We start from the raw sequence: 17,205 nt of genomic DNA on the forward strand, positions 1-17,205 counted from the left end.
TACTCTACGTCATCTCGAGTACTCTACGTCATCTCGAGTACTCTACGTCATCTCGAGCATAGCGAGAGATCTCCGAACCAAGCACAGTGCAACTTCGGTGAGATCTCTCGCTATGCTCGAGATGACGTAAAGCGATCGAGTCGCAAGATGCTCGAAGTAACGAAACGACGTGGTTGAAGTATACCTATTGCGGTGGTTTGGCCAGACCAATAAATACCACCATGCCATCTCCCCCCGGATTGAAAACAAAGTCGGTTAAGGGATTAGGTTTCCAATTATTAGCAGCCCAAACATTACCTGCTTGATCAGAAATGGCATGAGTTAGGCGCATGAGAGGATTAAAGCTTGGCGGACCATTAGGACCGTATAAAGGAGTTCCATCATGGAGCAATACTTGACTGCCCCCTGTAGGTAAAGTAAAACCTATCGCTGGTGAAATAGGATCTCCAGTAGACAAACCGGCAGGACAATTAGCCGTATTGCTACCACAAAGCTCCGTTACTGAAAATTTGGCAGGAGCTCCACCTGGTTCAAAATTAGCTACCCATATATTATCGTTTCCATCTACGGTAATCCCCCAAGGACCTGAGACACCACCCCCGGTATAGGAATTGATGGTGTTTCCATCAGGACTGATTTCATAGACAGTTGAATTATTTGTTGAGGCGACCCACGCATTTCCTTGTGAGTCAATACCAATTCCCTTGGGTGATGCGCCGATTGAAAGGTCAAATTGTTGTATCAATTGACCATTTGATATAGCGTATTTAGTCACATGAGAGGATAAAGTATTACTAACCCAAGCAGAGCCGTCTTGGGCAATGGCAATATCAAAAGGTCCACTGTTAGCTGGCTGTGAATAGAAAAATGCCGCGTTAGGATCGCCATTAGGAAATACCACAATATTATTATTGCCGTAGCTGGCAATCCAAATATTATTGCTTTGATCTGAAATAACCCCCTGCGCTCTGTATATAAAGGAGGTATAGCCACTAGAGCCCGATATCGGAATTCCAAATGGAGAAAATTGAGAGACACTTCCTATTGCCGGCAAACATTCTGAGCAACTACCCCAGCCAAAGTTTCCTGTCCAGACGGAGCCTCTGGTATCCACAGTAATTCCAAAGGCAGTCCCTAACAATCCACCGCCAAATACCGGAGAGATAGGTGTGTTATTCACTCCATCAGCAGGTTGGCCATTTGGTTTAAGGGCAATAATACAGTTCGTTGAATTAGGCGTACCCTGAATCACATTATTCGTTATCCAGGCATTACCTTGTGAATCAAATGCCGTTTTTGCCGGACCGCCAAAAGGACAGCTGTCGCTACCGGTATTATTAAATTTGACTGCCAACGTCCAGGCATCTGGAACCTGAAGCGCAGATAAATAGGGTTGATATATCTTTAGCGGATTCGTTAAGGCATAAATCAAAGCCACATTATTGACTGGATTATGGGCAATGCTAAGCAAAGATTGCAAGGTATTGGTCGGAACATCACCATTAACTGTCGTTGCCGCAAAAAGCGCAGCACAGTTACCGTTTTGCACACAAGGGGCAATTAGATTAGATAAGCTACCCAGTGAGCGCATGGTATTTGTTTCATCAGCATTGGGTGAAGAGCTAATAACGGTGGATAAATTACCCAAAACCGGGGAAATTAAATTCGCATTCATGGATGCAGCAATTTTTAATCCTAATGGTTTTCCATAAATCTGGTCATTATGAAAAAATTGAGCCATGGAATAAGCTGCACCTACGGTAGTCATCTCGTTGATGATAATGGCAGGTGAAATAGTTTCACCAATAATGGTGGCTAATTCCAGGTTATTATCTTTTTGGGCAATTGCGTAATAAATAATATAGGGACTCTCCGCTAAACCCAGTTGAGGGATGTAGATATAAAAATTACCCGTACTATTGGTCGTAGCAGTTCCTAGAGGAACAGCAGAGTTTTGGGTTACTCCATAAATGGTCACTAAAGCATTTACAATAGGCGTTGTCGACACATTCCCACCGGATTGCACCCTTCCACTGATAGTAGGTATTAATCCTTGAACATTTAATGGATAGCTCGTTCCAGCACAAGCCGGAACATTGGGACTACAAACAAAGAGATGATTATGAGGGTTAGGATCCGAAGAATTAACCCCTCCAGCTACGGTCAGTTGCAGAGTACAACTTGCGCCTGGTGCGAGGGTAAACGTTTGCCCACAGATATCAGGATAAGCAGTACTCGCTGTGACTTGAGTCACATGAGGGGGAAAATACTTCACGTAGCCATTAGGAAGAGAACGCTTTGTATTATTGGTAACCGTATAAAAAGTAGTCGCTGTATTACCTATAATAATTTGAGTGGGTAAAACGGTACCTGCTTTGGGTATGATAGTATAAGGCAGAGCATAATTAGTACTGCTAATCAAAAATGCAACAATAAATAACAACAAAGACCACGTCCAATTATTCTTCATCATTCTTAATTCCCTAATACATTAAATAAGTTAATTGGACCAAAACCTCTTGAATATAGAGATTTGATTGGGTCAAGGTGCCGGGAAATGGTATTACGTCAAGAAATCCGTATCCCAAATTTGCATCACCTACTCCTGTAAACCGATATCCTGCCCCCAGCCGCCAATTTTTTTTAATATCTATATCCATGCCTGCGCCAATACTGTAAGCAAAAGAGGTAGTGGAATAATTAGTGAATTGAGGGGTAAAGGTGAGAAAAGGTGGTACATAAGCTGAATAGGTATAAGCTTTATTAACGGCAACCCCCAGACCTGCGGACACGTAGGGATGGTAATTATCCTTAATGCTGCCCAACAATTTTCCCTCGCCTAAAAACTGATGGTTCTTCACCTTGTAACTATAAGGAAACAGATCAGATGATTGTTCATCTACTCCTTGAATTAGGATTCCTTCCGCAGAAAAAGCATTAGGCAAGTAAACTCCGAGTCCTAACTGCAATATCCATTGTGGGCATACAGGAATTTCTGTTCCTAAAAAACCGCCCCAGAGCATTTTATTGTAGTACTCATTATTTGCTGCATACTGATATGTTGTGAAATCATTGACCATGGAAAGTGTCTGTGATTGCCCTATCCTGGATGCTGCCAGTCCACTTGAAACAGTTAAAACGGGACGGAACCACTCCCACTTATTTTGAGGTTGCGCGCTCTGCTGAATAGGATTTGAAGAGTCAGGTAAGGTGATAGAGGTTGCCCCAACCTCAGGACTAATAAGTGCGTAGGTAATAAAAACAGTAATTGAAACAACGTAATCCGTCCTTTTATTTTTTGGCATGTGCATCCCTTTCGCTAATTTTTTATTAACTTTTCTCTATTTCCATTACCTGAGCAGATAGTGACGTCAACTTAAGAGATTTAGGATGTAGCCTGGGTGAAGGCGCAGCCGTAACCCGGGATCGAAACCTGATTCAAACCTTGATCCCGGATTACGCTTTGCGCCATCCAGGCGACAATTTGTCCCTTCGACACCATTACCTGAATAGGAACTATCATTTCTGGGAAATGATGAAAATCCAACATAGTCTAATCAATATAAATTGCTGCTGCAAATCAATTTATCCAAGGAGATAATGACTAAAAGTCAGGGAACTATAGCAAGAATGTTTATCTAATTTACACTATAATGTACAAATAACATACAGTTATTGTATAAACTGTTTTAGTGCACTCTTTTTGGAGTTTTCATGGCTAAAAATAAAGAGGATGTTTTACAGGCGATAAAAGAATTAAGGAACGATAAATTCCAACACGTTCCTTATCATGAAGGCCATATATTAGATGATGCTCATAATCACGTTAAGACGGCAATGGCAACCTATTTGCAAGAATTAGAGGATAAATTACGTGCTACTCCTGACACTGATCAACAAGCAATTGATAATATTTCCCGATCCGTTACTCTTTTAAGTCTTACCTCCAGTGGTTTTGCCTTACTAAACTGGGGGTTGAAACTAATGGATAATACAGCGGAATTTATCACGGGAATCCAACGAGCAGATACTGATTTATTAAAACAAATGGGTAACGATGTACTTAATACCGCAAAAGATTTTAATTCGTTACTTGATGCTGAAGAAGTTTCTTTAGGCAGCAAAGTATGGATAACGCTGAAAGCCTTCACTCAAGCGGCTATTGGGGCAATTAAAGGATTATTAAATGGCTTGAAAGAAGGATATGAAAAAGGAGAAGGATTAGAAACAGTAAGTAGTGTGCTCCAAGGGGGAGTCACAGGAGCCATATCTGGATTTTTTAAAAATTTGGCATCTTCTTTCAGTGAATCACTCAAGGACAAAGGGGTAAAAGTGGAAGAGAAACCTTCAGAAGAACATCATACCGAATGTAAAAATGCTGCGGTATCGTTCAGAGATACTATGAGCCATCTGAAAGAGGAGAACAAACTGGCACAAAGCCTACAAAAACAAAGTCAAAGCTCTGTAGAAGATAAGGCCCCCTCCCTTGATAACCTTAGTTCAGATGGTCATCACCCATAAAAGTGTACCATTTAAAGCCGTATATTTTGCCTAATCTTAGCTAAATTGTCCCTTAGGTGAAGAAGAACTTTCTAAAGATATAGTCACATCATTAACGTCCTTCGACTCCACTTGCGGCTTCTTGGTAAATAAGTAAATAGCGCCCACAGCGATAATGACGATAACAATAATGGAAATAATACCGATGTATTCATTTTTAGTATCTCTTTGCTTTTTACTTTCTTTTTTGTCCATGATAATCCCCAATACGTTCCTATCCTATATTATAGTCATGTTCTCTGAATATGCTTGTTCCTGAGCGTGAATCTGATTAACTTCGGCCTTGAGCAACATCGCTTCTAATGTCAATCCAGGTCCGAAAGCACAACTAAATATATTCTTCTCATGGGTATTTTGCTCTAAATTATCCCAAATGTTCTTTAGGACAAATAAAACGGTTGCTGAAGACATGTTGCCAAAATCACGTAACACTTGATAAGAGTATTGGTTATCCTCTGGGGAAATATTTAATGATTCTTCGCATGCTTGCAAGATTTTAAGACCGCCGGGATGAATCGCATAATAATCTATATCGCTTAATGACCAGTTTGATTGTTGAAGAAGTTTTTCTGTAAAAACCGCAATACCAAATTTTATAACTTGGGGCACATAGGAACTAAGGATAATATCAAAACCATAATCACCGATGCTCCAGGCCATTTCTTGTTCGGTTTGAGGCACCAGGTCAGAATGAAATGACTCAATTTTAAACCGTTTTTTCCGTTTCGTGGCGCCTTCAACCAACACAGCGGCAGCCCCATCAGCAAAAATAGCATTTGAAATAACATTTTCTAAAGAAAAGTCATTTTGAAAATGTAAAGTACATAATTCAATGCAAACCATTAATACCTTTGAGTTGGGATCTGCTTTACAAAAAGCGTCAGCAACCTTCAAGCCGTTAAAAGCCCCGTAACACCCCATAAAATTAATCGCGGTACGTTTCGTAGAGGGGTTGAGCTGCAATTGTTGGATGATTTCAATATCAATTCCCGGTGCATACATCCCTGTACAACTGATGGTAATTAAATGAGTAATTTCTTTTTTATCAAAATGATCTAAGCTTTTTAAGCAATTATCGATTGCGGCAATGGCCAAAGGAAGCGCACTCGCTTGGTATAATTTCATGCGTTCTAAAGTGGTGGGAAAATCGTCCACCGAGTTATTAGGAAAAAACTCGAATTCACTGGGGGAGCGACAATAATCTGCTATGACGCTGTGTCTGTATTCAATTCCTGAAGCTTTATAAATTGCTTTTAATACTTTTTTCTGGGAGGGCTTTAAGTAACAGCCTGCAGCAATGAGTTCAGCAATTTCATGTTGGGCTCGTCTATAGAGAGGATTCGCGACTCCTATTGCCGTAATATTTGATTGCATTAATTATCCTTATTAAAAGAGTTCGTCGTTTCCAAGACTACTACTTGCTGTATTTTACCACTTAACTTTGCCCCAAAAGTTAATAGGCCAGGAAAACGTTTAATTAAAAACAGCATGATGGCTTGCGACCAGGGGCGCATTGCAATCAGGGAAAACAAAGCTGCAGCATGAATACGTGTTGCAAAGTGCTTATGCCATTGGTTACTGTATTCTTTACCCGCATCACGAAGTCCTTTTTCAGTTACTATCTCCTTTTGTCGCCTTATTAAGATTTGAGACAGCAACCAGGCAGATTGCATCGCCATACTGATCCCCTCAGCAACAATAGGATGCGCTTCGCCCGCGATGTTTCCGACAAAAAATATCCCCTCATGATAACGTTGACGAATTCCAGGGCGAATAGGACCACAGGCAAGCCAGCTCCCCTCCCGGTGAGCGGAGGTAAGCACTTTACGTACTCCCAGACACTTGGTTTTAATATAGTTTAATGAAGCTTCCCCTGCTGACATTCCTGCATGCTGTTGTCTTATCCCTTGTAACACATCCCGACGAATACAATAAGAGAGCGAGACTCTCCCATTATCGCTATGAACAAGTCCCCCATATCCCCCAGGAAAAGCAATGAGAGGCATCAAATCAGAAGCCAAATCACAATCTCTAAAATGAGCTTTAAAAGCTAAAAGATCTGAAGGCTTATGACTGTTCACTTTTGATGGGATAGGGCTACCCTCCCATGAACCACTAGCCATAATAACCAGACGAGCAGAAATTTTTTCAACTTTATCGCCAATATTCAAAATACATGTGAATAATCCCGCATGACGCTGCACGTTTTGAACCGTTCCTGGTTGCCATACTATAGCACCAAGTTGTGCAGCCCTGTTGAGCAATACCATATCAAGATGCTCTCGTCCTAAGGCTCTGCCCCATTTTTTTGATGCATCATTTAAAGTCGGCATATTGGTTGCCAAAATTGTCTCAGCAGCAAATAAACCAACTCGCTGTATTTCGGGACCACTGGCAGAACAATAATAATCGGCAATTCCCAACTGTTGTAGTAGAGAGCTATTGGTTGCCGACATAAACTCACCACAGACTTTCCGTCTTGGAAAATTTTTCTTCTCAGCAATGCCCACCGACCAGCCTGCCTGGGCGAGCAGTAAACCCGTTGTTGCACCCGCAGGCCCACCTCCAATAATGAGTGCATCAAGTACCTTGTCCATTTTAATTATTTTTCCACACTATAATGCTCCAGCGAAAAGGAAAACACCATTTAAGCTGATAATTACTAATATCAGCTCGTCGCAATAAATAATGTAATTCTTGTTGGGTAAAGCTTCTTTGAATAGAAACCAGACCATCGTGGGTAATTAATCTATTTCGAAAAAGCACAGGACTCAGTAGCTTATAAAACCAATAAGCAATTTTACTTCTATGTAAATCATTAATAATTAAACCAATACGAACTGAATCAACTGCTTTTTTTAAAAAAAGAATTAGTTCCTCATCCTCTAAATGATGGCAAACCAGGTTTAATAAAATGACATCTCTACTGTTTTTCGATAGCTTAAGTTCCATTTCATCTTGCAATTGAAAAGCAACATTGGTGTTTTGATGAATGCTTTTCCATTGATGCAATTCCTGTTGCGCCAATTTTATCGCTTCATCGGAAACATCTATTCCCAGCAAGTGCATATGGGGATAATACTTACTTAGATGTAACAGGAATAATCCGCCGCCACATCCAACATCGGTTATAGAAACATTGGCAGGAAACTGTTTGAGAAGCTTAACAGTATGCTTAAAAATGCCGGATATTTTATTTATTTTAAATAATTTTTTTAAGCATTGTTCGTATTCTTCTTTAGTATAAAACGCGGGACCAAGATCCATTAACTCTTTTTCTTGCGAACGATTCGTTAACATAAATCTGTTCTCACTTAAAATAGGTTCAAATAAACTACAGAATAATAGCTCAGGATAATAATCAGATGATTGAAGAGACTAAAAATAGTCTGTCCGAAGCCTAGGGGAATCTTTCCTGATGGCTATCCTTGCAAACAATAGCAGGTTCACTTTTATCTTACACTTGTATGACCTACAAAAAAACCTCAGTTGAGTAATATAAATACTTCGGGTGTGGTGCTCCATTTTTAGCCACATTCCGGAGCAAACCCTTTTATAGAAATACAACTAAATAAATGGTAGTTTATGAATAACCAAACAAAAGGATCTGTTGATGACGGCGATATTTAAACAAAAAATATTATTTTTAATTATTATTTTATTCACTTCAGCCTTAAATCGACCAGCTATTGCATCTGCTCCCGTATGGACGTATGAAGCGTTGACGACTACTTCTTTTTCATTACCTGTAAATGGTAGCGCCACGATTCAGTATAGAGTAACTAACCAGTCAAGAACGACTCATACTTTAAGTATGAGCCCTGTTATTACAGGTATTACCCCATCAGGGTGTGTTAATCCGCTTGGGTATCATCAATCATGTATACTCACTTTACAAGTTAATGGAAGCTTATTACAAAGTGATGTAATTAGCGGCCCTGTCTTATGCCAGAATGGCAATCCGAATTTGTGTTATCAACCGGAGTTTAAAGAGCAATTAAATATTCATCTGATTCCTTCGCCCCCGACCCCATTCATCCAAGCCGATGTTTCCAGCTTAGGGCTTTCAGTAAATGATATAGCTCACCCAGCACTCACAGGAAACCCACGGGGTATTGTTATTACTAATACAGGAACACTTGCTGCAACTAATGTGATTTATAGCATCACTCCGGCATTGCCAGCAGGGGCGACTATTTCACCGGCAAATTGCGGTACTATTGCTCCGGGAGCATCGTGCGTATTGACGGTAACACCAGGCACTACACCTAGCGCATCGCCAGGAGCAAATCCCAATCCAAGTGTGATTACATTTCAAGGGAGTAATACCAACTCGACCACTGTAGCAGTGAACATAATTACTTATGGCAGTGTGTATCAACAAGGATATGTTTTTTCAGTTGATGATACTCAGGGGTGTAGCTCCACTCCATGCACAGGGAGTGTTGGGGGAACAGTAGCAAGCTTGACTGATCAGGCAGACCTCAATCCCAACGGCGTTGTATGGTCCTCTAATGGTGATGGCAGCTTTAATGGATCCAATGATATTATCCCAGGTATTGACCCGTTCTCTACTACCCTAGTTAGCTCACCAATCTATGCCGTTATGGCAACGAATTTTAGCGCACAATACGGTTCCTTTACCCCACCTCCTCAGTCATTATTTTCTTCATGTAATGGTGGGAGTGATGGTAATTGTAACTCAAACAATATAATGGCTTATTATAATTATATTGTTACAGGCCCTCCTACCCATTATGGTGTAACCACTTTGCAGTTTTATGCTCCTGGAAGATGCCATTTATATACAATAGACTCTAATGGTAATACGCCATGCAGTACAGGAACTTGCTATAGTGGGTGGTATGTGCCAGCAATTTGTGAAATGGGACCCGATTCAGGGAATCTCATTTGTCTTTTGCTCCAACAGAATATGGTTGATAATCTTGGCCTGTTACTTGGTGACCCTGCCAGCCCAAGTCCGTCTACTTCCTGTCCTTTAGGTTCTTCCTGCCTCGCAGGTCGTTACTGGAGTTCCACTGAGTACTCGACATTTCCGTCTAACAGAGCATGGTACCAAGGCTTTGAAATGGGTGGTGCAAGCCTTCAGGCTATTCATCCTAAAAATCAACCTAATGCCGTGCGTTGTGTGCGAGCATTAACTCCTTAAAAGAGGGGGCTACATTGGTAGCCCTTTTTGAGTTCTGTCGCCAAAAATAGTCACTAGAGTAGAATCTGTCTTTTTACGTGGGACCTATCGTTGCCGGCCACAGAAACTACCTCCACGTCACACCACCTAATTAACAATATAGCTCGTTATACCTGGCTGAGTGTTCCAATGATTCGCGTTGAAAATCGCTTAGCTTCTTTACTGTCATTATAATATCTTCTTTCTTTATTAGAGATGGCCTCACCAAGGCAAGCCCTTTTTTCCCATTATGTACTATAATTTAAGGTGACCATACCTCTTCAAGGAAGACATCATGCTTGGCACAGTTTTATTAATTTTATTAATTCTTTTCCTCATTGGCGGATTACCTCATTGGGGGTACAGCAGAGAATGGGGATATGGGCCAAGTGGTATTATCGGACTTATATTGGTGATATATCTGGTACTCGTATTAATAGGTAGAGTTCCAATAGGCTTTTAAATAGGCTGATTTAAATTAAGGCTTAAAGAAACTGATTTATTAATCCGAAGTCATTATGGAAGTGTTGGATAATATCTTTTATTTTTTTGCTCGATATTCTTCGAATTTTTTATGATGTAATTCCTACAGATGCAAAAGCCCTAAATCATGCGTAATGATTTCAATTTGTTTTAAGTATTAACCCAAAAATGAACTATGTTTAAAAGCATCTTACTCGTTAAAAGGAGAGTTAACATGAACAAAGATATTTTTGAAGGTAAATGGGAGGAAGTAAAGAAATTCTAAAAAATGCACAGGGGTTTGATAAAGATAAATGGCCCAATTTTGCCTCTCCTGATTTTACAGGCACTATTAATAAATATTATCAACCTCCTCATAAAACTACCTCAAACACTCACCTTACTACTGAAATCTTTAATGACAAGGCCTCTGCTGAAAGCGCTTATGATTTAGCGATAATCAATATAGAGATAAATCATGAAGAAAATATTTTTAGCCTTAATAGGTAGCGGGTTAATTTTAGGATATGACTACTAGCTGGATTTGTACTACTAATGCAAGCAGTAGCGATGTAGCCGCTGATAAAGCAGCTGATGAAAAAATGAAAACGAATGCAACAGCCCCTGTCTTCTTAATTTGAATTCCATTAACACACTAAGTCTGGTTTATTAAACCTCCTGATCGCTAACGGCTAGATTCATTTTTTCCCTTTTTTTCGCTTGTCGCCCTTCTTGCCAAGTTTGCAACATGACATAAAAAGCAGGAACAAAGACAACCGCAAGGCAAGTTGAAGCCAACATTCCACTGCAAACCGCAATACCAATAGAGCGGCGCGCATTAGCCCCTGCACCTGTAGCAAACACTAGAGGCATTACCCCGAGAATAAAGGCAAAAGACGTCATAATAATAGGTCGAAAACGAGTTTTAGCGCCAAATAATGCAGACTCCATGATGGATTTCTTATGAATTTCCCGGTGTTCACGCGCCACTTCAACGATCAAAATCGCATTTTTGGCAGCCAGGGCTATTAAAAGCAGGATACCAATCTGGGTATACATATTATTTGCGATTCCAAGGATGGCTAGCGCTAAAACCGTTCCTAATAAAGCCAATGGCACACTTAATAATATCGCTCCAGGGGTGACCCAGTTTTCATATTGGCCCGCTAAAATCAAATAGACTAAAATTAGCGATAGAATAAAAATGTAGTAACTCATATTTCCTGCAATCTTCTCTTGATAGGCAGTACTGGTCCATTCGTATGACATACCTGCTGGCAAAACCTGCTGGGCTATTTTCTCTAATGTTTGAATAGCTTGACCTGAGCTATAGCCAGGCGCTGACATGCCATAAATATTGCTTGAAGGATACAGATTATAAAGAGAAACAATAGCTGGACCTACTGCCGGATATATATCAGTCAGGGTTCCAAGCGGCACCATACCACCAGACTTATTTTTTACATAATAATTGCGCACATCCTCTATGGTCATACGTGAACTAGCTTCAGCCTGCACATAGACCTGGAATACTTGGCCAAATTTGGTAAAAAGATTAACATAAGATGAGCCGAGATAAGTTTGTAAGGCATCGGAAGCATCTCCAACAGAAACCCCTAATGATTCGGCTTTGTATCGGTTGATTGGCGCAGAAACCTCAGGAACAGATCCCCTGAATGAAGTCATCAACCGCTTCAGCTCAGGTTGCTGACTTGCGTAATAAATGAGTTGATCCGTAGCGCTTTGTAATTTCTGATAATCAAAAGAACCGTCTTGTAACTCCAATTGCATCTGGAAACCACCAGAAGCTCCCAAGCCTTGAATGGGAGGCGGCACCATTACTAAGACCTTAGCACCCAAAGTATTAGTCGCAATATCATTTAACTTATTATAAAGAGGAAGCAAACCCTCATCTTTTCCTCGCAAACTCCAATCCTTGAGCATTACATAAAGAACTCCCGCATTGGCAAGATTGGCATTGTTATCCAAGAGTGAAATTCCATCAATAGCTATAATATTCTCTACCCCACCGACTTTGGCTACTCGTTTACTGAGATCATCAAGAAGGGCTTCTGTACGCCCCAGACTGGCGCCATCAGGTAATTGAACATTCAGCATGAAATATCCCTGATCCTCAAGAGGAATGAAACCAGTAGGAATTTGACTAATACCAAAAATAGCCAATAAAACCAGGAAAATACCAACTAAGCATACTGTTTTATTTTGATGAATCAGTTTATCTATAAAACCAAGGTATCTATTTTCTATAGAGTAATAAACTGTATCAAATGCACGATAAAAAGCATTTTTGGTTTTGTGAGTATCTACAGGTTTAAGCCATAAGGCACACTGAGTGGGTTTCAAAGTCATTGCATTTATTGCGCTAATAAATGCTGTGGCGGCAATCACCAATGCGAATTGGGCGTACATGGCTCCTGTTAATCCTGGCATAAACCCTGCTGGTACAAATACAGCCATCAGTACCAGAGTGATGCCAATAATCGGACCTAATAATTCACTCATGGCGCTAATTGCAGATTCTTTAGGAGAGGTGCCTCTTTCAATGTGCTGAGTGACCCCTTCAACGATAACAATAGCATCGTCTACCACAATACCTATAGCCAGAACCAAAGCAAACAACGTGAGTAAATTGATAGAGTAACTTAACAAAAGCATGGCAAAGAAGGCGCCAATTATTGTTACAGGCACAGTAGTTGTCGGTACTAAGGTAGCACGAAAGTTTTGTAGAAAGACGAGTATGACCAGCAACACGAGAATACCGGCTTCAAATAAAGTTTTATAAACTTCATTAACGGAGGCTTTTACGAAAATAGTGGTATCAAAAGGAACGGAATATTGCATCCCTGGTGGGAATTTTTTCGCCATTTTTTCTACTGCCTTACGCACTTCATTGGCAACCTGGAGGGCATTGGCCCCTGGAAGTTGGAAAATGCCAATAGCTGCAGTGTCTTTGCCATTCAATTTTGCGAGCTGATTATAGCTTGAAGAACCAAGCTCGACGCGACCTACATCGCGTATTCGTACTATTTGAGCGCTGGTGCTGCTGTTTGCCGATTGATTGGCTTGGGTGGCAGTAGATTTGATAATAATATTAGCAAACTCTTCCTGATCAGCTAATTGCCCCGGTACGTTAACGGTAAATTGATAAGGTTGTTGTCCTGAAGTAGGCGGAGAAGCAATTTGTCCCGCAGAAACGGCCTGATTTTGATGGCTAATAGCATAAAGTACATCGCTTGGATTCAAACCAAAGGCAAGCATTTTCCGAGGATCAAGCCACACACGCATTGCATAGGTTCCTGTTCCAAAAATGATCACATTTCCTACGCCGGGTAAACGCGACAACTCATCTTGCATGTTAATTGCCGCATAATTATTAAGAAATAAACCGTCATATTCGTTATTTTTAGAGGTCAGGGTGACAAATTGTAAAATAGCCGTAGATTTTTGCTGTACCACAACCCCTTGTTTTTGCACCGACTCAGGTAATTGAGCCATAGCAGCCTGTACCCGGTTTTGCACCAGGACCTGGGCAAAATTCAGATCAGTACCAATAGCAAAGGTAACAACCAAATTGTAAGTTCCGTTATTGGTACTGGTAGATTGCATGTACAGCATTTTTTCCACCCCATTGACCTGCTGTTCAATAGGGAGGGCTACTGTATTGATTAGCGTTTTAGCATCGGCACCTGGATAGCTGGTGGTAACCTGAATAGTGGGAGGTACGATAGAAGGATATTGCGTTATAGGTAAAACAGCTATAGCCACTAATCCAAGAAGAACCAGGAGTAATGCAATAACGTTAGCCAAAATAGGCCTTTCAATAAAAAATTTAGAAATCATTCTGCTGTCTTCTCACTTCCTGTTTAAACTCAATCAAGCTATCTATCGCAGATCCCACCTGACATGCCACAACTTGCTCGACGTTATTGCATTAATCAATTTCTTTCTATGTTTCCTACGTTCCACGGCTTGTTCGCGGGCTCTAGAAATACCGCTCGGTGCCTAACTCTCTGGATCCCGCGGACAAGCCGAGGGACGTCTCTACAATCGGAACGACTGGTTAATGTGTTGCTTCTTTTAGCTCTTGAATTTGCACCTTATTGCCAGGAGTTGCATTTTGCAGACCACTAGTAATGACTCTATCCTGAGCATCAAGTCCTTTAGTAATTGCTCTCATACCTTCTTGCACACTACCTAGCGACACACGTTTTAATACAACAATGTTGTTGTTATCTACTGTCAACAAATACGGACCAATTTGATCATAGAGCACCGCGGTCTCTGGTACAGTCAATTGCTTTTCCGGTTCGGTTATGGGAACTCGTACCTGCACGAAAAGGCCGGGAACAAAAATATGATCTTTATTATCTAAAAGAGCACGCAATTCCATAGTTCCTGTGGCTGCATTAAGCCCTGTATTGATGAAGTTAAGCGTAGCCTTGTGATTAAATCCAGTTTCATTTTGCAAGTTGATATCAACAACCACTTTACTAAGATCTTTAGGCTTAAAGCCGCGAGCACGTGCTGCTTTACGTAATTTCAGTAAATCAAGCTCATTAAGATTAAAATAAACATAGAGGGTATCTATCTGTTCGATTGTTGCCAAATCAGTTGCTTTGCCATTACCCACTAAATTACCCACATCAACAAGATGACGGCCAATACGTCCATCAAATGGAGCGGATACATGAGTATAACTGTAATTAATTGCTGCTATTGCCACATCTGCTGCCGCTTTATTTACTTCTGCTTCAGCCTCCTGACTCTTGGCCAACCATTTTTCCACATTATTTAAAGAAGTAGCATTTTCTCTATACATGCGTTTCTGGCGTGCATATTCGGATTTATCGTAGGCAAAAGCCGCTTTATATGCTGCCTCAGTAGCTTGAGCAGCTTTTAATTTTTCCAGATATGGCTCGGGCTGGATAACAAATAATTCAGTCCCTTTTTTGACCATAGTACCATCAGTAAATTCTATTGCCTGAAGGTAACCCTCAATACGAGCTACTAAATTGACTGAATTAAAAGCGACCGTAGTACCTGTTTGGGTGACGTATTCAGCCATTTCAGCCACTACCGGTTTCTTCACAATAACCGCCGGAAGAGGAATAGCTGGCGCGTTACTTTTAGAAAAATGATGCACGACCCAATAAAGAAGAAATAGAACAACAATCGCTATCCCTATTTTGACCTGTTTTGAATTTCTATCAAAGTTCATTCTGTTTACCATTTGGGTAGATAAATTTGTTTAAATTGCTCTTTCTTAGTGACTGGTGGCATATGATTTTCTTGTTTTAACAAGGTTCCCCAGTTACTACGAGCAGCCATTTCCGCTTTTATCTCTGCTGGAACAATATCATTCCCATTCCGAATTTGCCAACCACCACCAAGCGCGCGATAAAGAGCTACTAATGCTTGCGGGATATCCCCCTGTGCATTAACAAGAGAAGTCTGTATACGCAGCTGTTGTTGTTCTGCATTAAGCACGGGAGTAAAGTCCGTTTCACCTTCTTTATAACGAATCATGGTCAATTTTAAGGTTTTTGTTGCCGCTTGATTCGCTTGGGTTAAATAAAGCTCTGCTTTCTTGGCTTCAATATAACCCGTGATGTTGTCTTGAACTTCTTGCTGCGCTTTTAATACCAAATTCAGATAGTTTAATAAAGACTGTTCAAAGACCGCATCCTGCACACGTACGGCATTGGTGATTTGACCATAATTAAGTATGGGCCAGGTAAAATTGGGGCCAGCAGTTATTGCTCGATTTTGCCAATGGAAAATGTCGCTAATAGAACTATTACCAATATTATTCGAAGTAAATACAAAAGTTCCAACTAATGAAAAAGCCGGATAAAGATTAGCTTTAGCCGCTCCTATAGCAGCAGATTGGGCGATGGCCTCCTGACGGGCTTGATAAATATCAGGTCTTCTTGCTAATGCCTCTTTAGGAATGCCAACAGCTACTGTTATTGGTGCTTTAGGAATGCCATGATTCTTATCCAGTAATTTATTGGCACCGTTGGGAATGGTTCCCATTAAAACGGCTAATGCATCTTTCTGGCGCTGCAACTCATTAACGTACGAAGGCAGTTTTGCTTGCGTTTCAGAAAGCTCAGTCTGCGCTTGCTCTACGTCAACCAGGCTGGTTTGGCCATTATTAAATCGAGACTTAGCAATTCTTAATCCCATAGCTTGCACTTGAATATTGGCTTTGGTTACTTTAATTTGCTCTTCAAGGGTGCGAATCTTGATATAAGTACTGGCAACATCAGCAGTAAGGGTAACGAGTGCATTGTCATAAGCGGCAACTGAAGCAAAAAAAGCAGCATCGTTTGCTTGAATCGCCCTTCGATATTTACCCCAAAAATCAATTTCCCAGCTCGCTGAAAAACCCATTAATGCCGTCAGAAAACTTTGAGGTAAAATCCCTTGCAATGAGGTACCCCCAATCCGATTATAAGTATAATTACCAGTCAAAGCTTGTTGTTGCGGATACAGCTGCCCTACAGATTGAGCTAATTGTGCTCTGGCCTGGAGAACTCGGACACCAGCACTTTGGATGGATAAATTATTATGATAACTTTCGTTGATTAACGTGGTTAAAATAGGGTCATGAAATACTTTCCACCAATTCGCATCTTGAGGCGGCGACTCTCTGACGGTTGAGTTTTTTTGCCAATGCTCGGCAACCTGTTTTTTAGGGTCCTTGTAATTAGGTCCGACCATCATACAAGCAGTAAGGAACAAACAAGCTATAAGGGTAAAAGTCTTTAACATATGCGCTAATATTCCCTATTTAAAACTATTTTTCCTGCAGTAGGAATTAAATAGATTTTATCAATCCTTACGATCAACCAAACAGAACCCAAGTTTATTAGGAGATAATTAATAAGACTTTGGAGAGCAATAATCGAATATTGCTTTTTTATTTCAAAAAATGATCAATTATCCGTAAATAAAACTCTTTTATTACA

13 protein-coding genes are annotated in these 17,205 nt (G+C 40.6%); 4 read left to right on the forward strand and 9 right to left on the reverse strand.

Annotated features, from left to right (window positions below; genetic code table 11):
* Positions 1-184 precede the first annotated feature (184 nt).
* Both LOX96_RS12015 and LOX96_RS12020 read right to left on the reverse strand, forming a co-directional pair.
* Positions 185-2,473 (reverse strand): NHL repeat-containing protein, encoded by a 2,289-nt coding sequence (locus LOX96_RS12015; RefSeq protein ID WP_250423282.1) that lies wholly within the window; start codon positions 2,471-2,473, stop codon positions 185-187.
* A gap of 10 nt (positions 2,474-2,483) precedes the next feature.
* Positions 2,484-3,305, reverse strand: a complete 822-nt coding sequence (locus tag LOX96_RS12020; protein WP_250423284.1) for an outer membrane protein — start codon at positions 3,303-3,305, stop codon at positions 2,484-2,486.
* A 409-nt stretch (positions 3,306-3,714) separates the two neighbouring features.
* Here LOX96_RS12020 and LOX96_RS12025 point away from each other — a divergent pair, with 409 nt between their 5' ends.
* A complete protein-coding gene (locus LOX96_RS12025; RefSeq protein ID WP_250423286.1) occupies positions 3,715-4,521 on the forward strand; it encodes a hypothetical protein in 807 nt (268 codons plus the stop codon).
* 36 nt (positions 4,522-4,557) lie between these two features.
* Here LOX96_RS12025 and LOX96_RS12030 read toward each other — a convergent pair whose 3' ends face one another.
* The 4 genes from LOX96_RS12030 to LOX96_RS12045 are packed head-to-tail and all read right to left on the reverse strand — an operon-like array spanning position 4,558 to position 7,860.
* The gene (locus tag LOX96_RS12030; RefSeq protein ID WP_250423288.1) at positions 4,558-4,755 is read right to left on the reverse strand and encodes a hypothetical protein; all 198 of its coding nucleotides are present in this window, start codon (positions 4,753-4,755) and stop codon (positions 4,558-4,560) included.
* Between the two features lie 24 nt (positions 4,756-4,779).
* The gene (locus LOX96_RS12035) at positions 4,780-5,934 is read right to left on the reverse strand and encodes a type III polyketide synthase (RefSeq protein WP_250423291.1); all 1,155 of its coding nucleotides are present in this window, start codon (positions 5,932-5,934) and stop codon (positions 4,780-4,782) included.
* Positions 5,934-7,157: an NAD(P)/FAD-dependent oxidoreductase gene (locus tag LOX96_RS12040; protein WP_250423294.1), complete on the reverse strand. Its 1,224-nt coding sequence runs from the start codon at positions 7,155-7,157 to the stop codon at positions 5,934-5,936. Before LOX96_RS12040 ends, LOX96_RS12035 begins: the two co-directional genes overlap by 1 nt.
* 1 nt (position 7,158) lies before the next feature.
* A complete protein-coding gene (locus LOX96_RS12045) occupies positions 7,159-7,860 on the reverse strand; it encodes a methyltransferase domain-containing protein (RefSeq protein WP_250423296.1) in 702 nt (233 codons plus the stop codon).
* A 313-nt stretch (positions 7,861-8,173) separates the two neighbouring features.
* Here LOX96_RS12045 and LOX96_RS12050 point away from each other — a divergent pair, with 313 nt between their 5' ends.
* The 3 genes from LOX96_RS12050 (at position 8,174) to LOX96_RS12060 (ending at position 10,720) form a co-directional block, all read left to right on the forward strand.
* Complete coding sequence (locus tag LOX96_RS12050) at positions 8,174-9,730, forward strand: hypothetical protein (RefSeq protein ID WP_250423298.1); 1,557 nt, start codon at positions 8,174-8,176, stop codon at positions 9,728-9,730.
* Positions 9,731-10,043: 313 nt separating this feature from the next.
* Positions 10,044-10,211 (forward strand): DUF3309 family protein, encoded by a 168-nt coding sequence (locus LOX96_RS12055; RefSeq protein ID WP_250423300.1) that lies wholly within the window; start codon positions 10,044-10,046, stop codon positions 10,209-10,211.
* Positions 10,212-10,471: 260 nt separating this feature from the next.
* The gene (locus LOX96_RS12060; protein WP_250423302.1) at positions 10,472-10,720 is read left to right on the forward strand and encodes a hypothetical protein; all 249 of its coding nucleotides are present in this window, start codon (positions 10,472-10,474) and stop codon (positions 10,718-10,720) included.
* Between the two features lie 159 nt (positions 10,721-10,879).
* Here LOX96_RS12060 and LOX96_RS12065 read toward each other — a convergent pair whose 3' ends face one another.
* The 3 genes from LOX96_RS12065 to LOX96_RS12075 form a co-directional block, all read right to left on the reverse strand.
* Positions 10,880-14,071: an efflux RND transporter permease subunit gene (locus LOX96_RS12065; RefSeq protein WP_250423304.1), complete on the reverse strand. Its 3,192-nt coding sequence runs from the start codon at positions 14,069-14,071 to the stop codon at positions 10,880-10,882.
* Between the two features lie 220 nt (positions 14,072-14,291).
* On the reverse strand, positions 14,292-15,449 hold the full coding sequence (locus LOX96_RS12070; RefSeq protein WP_250423305.1) for an efflux RND transporter periplasmic adaptor subunit: 1,158 nt from the start codon (positions 15,447-15,449) through the stop codon (positions 14,292-14,294).
* A gap of 5 nt (positions 15,450-15,454) precedes the next feature.
* A complete protein-coding gene (locus LOX96_RS12075; protein ID WP_250423307.1) occupies positions 15,455-17,008 on the reverse strand; it encodes an efflux transporter outer membrane subunit in 1,554 nt (517 codons plus the stop codon).
* Positions 17,009-17,205 lie beyond the last annotated feature (197 nt).

Source organism: Legionella maioricensis (assembly GCF_023618015.1).
In the GTDB taxonomy this organism is placed as follows: Bacteria; Pseudomonadota; Gammaproteobacteria; order Legionellales; family Legionellaceae; genus Legionella; species Legionella maioricensis.

Excerpts from the sequence above, each read along its gene's own strand:
- LOX96_RS12015 (WP_250423282.1), bottom strand. The coding sequence starts at position 2,473 with ATGATGAAGAATAATTGGACGTGGTCTTTGTTGTTATTTATTGTTGCA.
- LOX96_RS12050 (WP_250423298.1), top strand. The coding sequence starts at position 8,174 with ATGACGGCGATATTTAAACAAAAAATATTATTTTTAATTATTATTTTA.
- LOX96_RS12060 (WP_250423302.1), top strand. The coding sequence starts at position 10,472 with ATGGGAGGAAGTAAAGAAATTCTAAAAAATGCACAGGGGTTTGATAAA.
- LOX96_RS12070 (WP_250423305.1), bottom strand. The coding sequence starts at position 15,449 with ATGAACTTTGATAGAAATTCAAAACAGGTCAAAATAGGGATAGCGATT.
- LOX96_RS12065 (WP_250423304.1), bottom strand. The coding sequence starts at position 14,071 with ATGATTTCTAAATTTTTTATTGAAAGGCCTATTTTGGCTAACGTTATT.
- LOX96_RS12020 (WP_250423284.1), bottom strand. The coding sequence starts at position 3,305 with ATGCCAAAAAATAAAAGGACGGATTACGTTGTTTCAATTACTGTTTTT.
- LOX96_RS12055 (WP_250423300.1), top strand. The coding sequence starts at position 10,044 with ATGCTTGGCACAGTTTTATTAATTTTATTAATTCTTTTCCTCATTGGC.
- LOX96_RS12035 (WP_250423291.1), bottom strand. The coding sequence starts at position 5,934 with ATGCAATCAAATATTACGGCAATAGGAGTCGCGAATCCTCTCTATAGA.
- LOX96_RS12045 (WP_250423296.1), bottom strand. The coding sequence starts at position 7,860 with ATGTTAACGAATCGTTCGCAAGAAAAAGAGTTAATGGATCTTGGTCCC.
- LOX96_RS12075 (WP_250423307.1), bottom strand. The coding sequence starts at position 17,008 with ATGTTAAAGACTTTTACCCTTATAGCTTGTTTGTTCCTTACTGCTTGT.
- LOX96_RS12030 (WP_250423288.1), bottom strand. The coding sequence starts at position 4,755 with ATGGACAAAAAAGAAAGTAAAAAGCAAAGAGATACTAAAAATGAATAC.
- LOX96_RS12025 (WP_250423286.1), top strand. The coding sequence starts at position 3,715 with ATGGCTAAAAATAAAGAGGATGTTTTACAGGCGATAAAAGAATTAAGG.
- LOX96_RS12040 (WP_250423294.1), bottom strand. The coding sequence starts at position 7,157 with ATGGACAAGGTACTTGATGCACTCATTATTGGAGGTGGGCCTGCGGGT.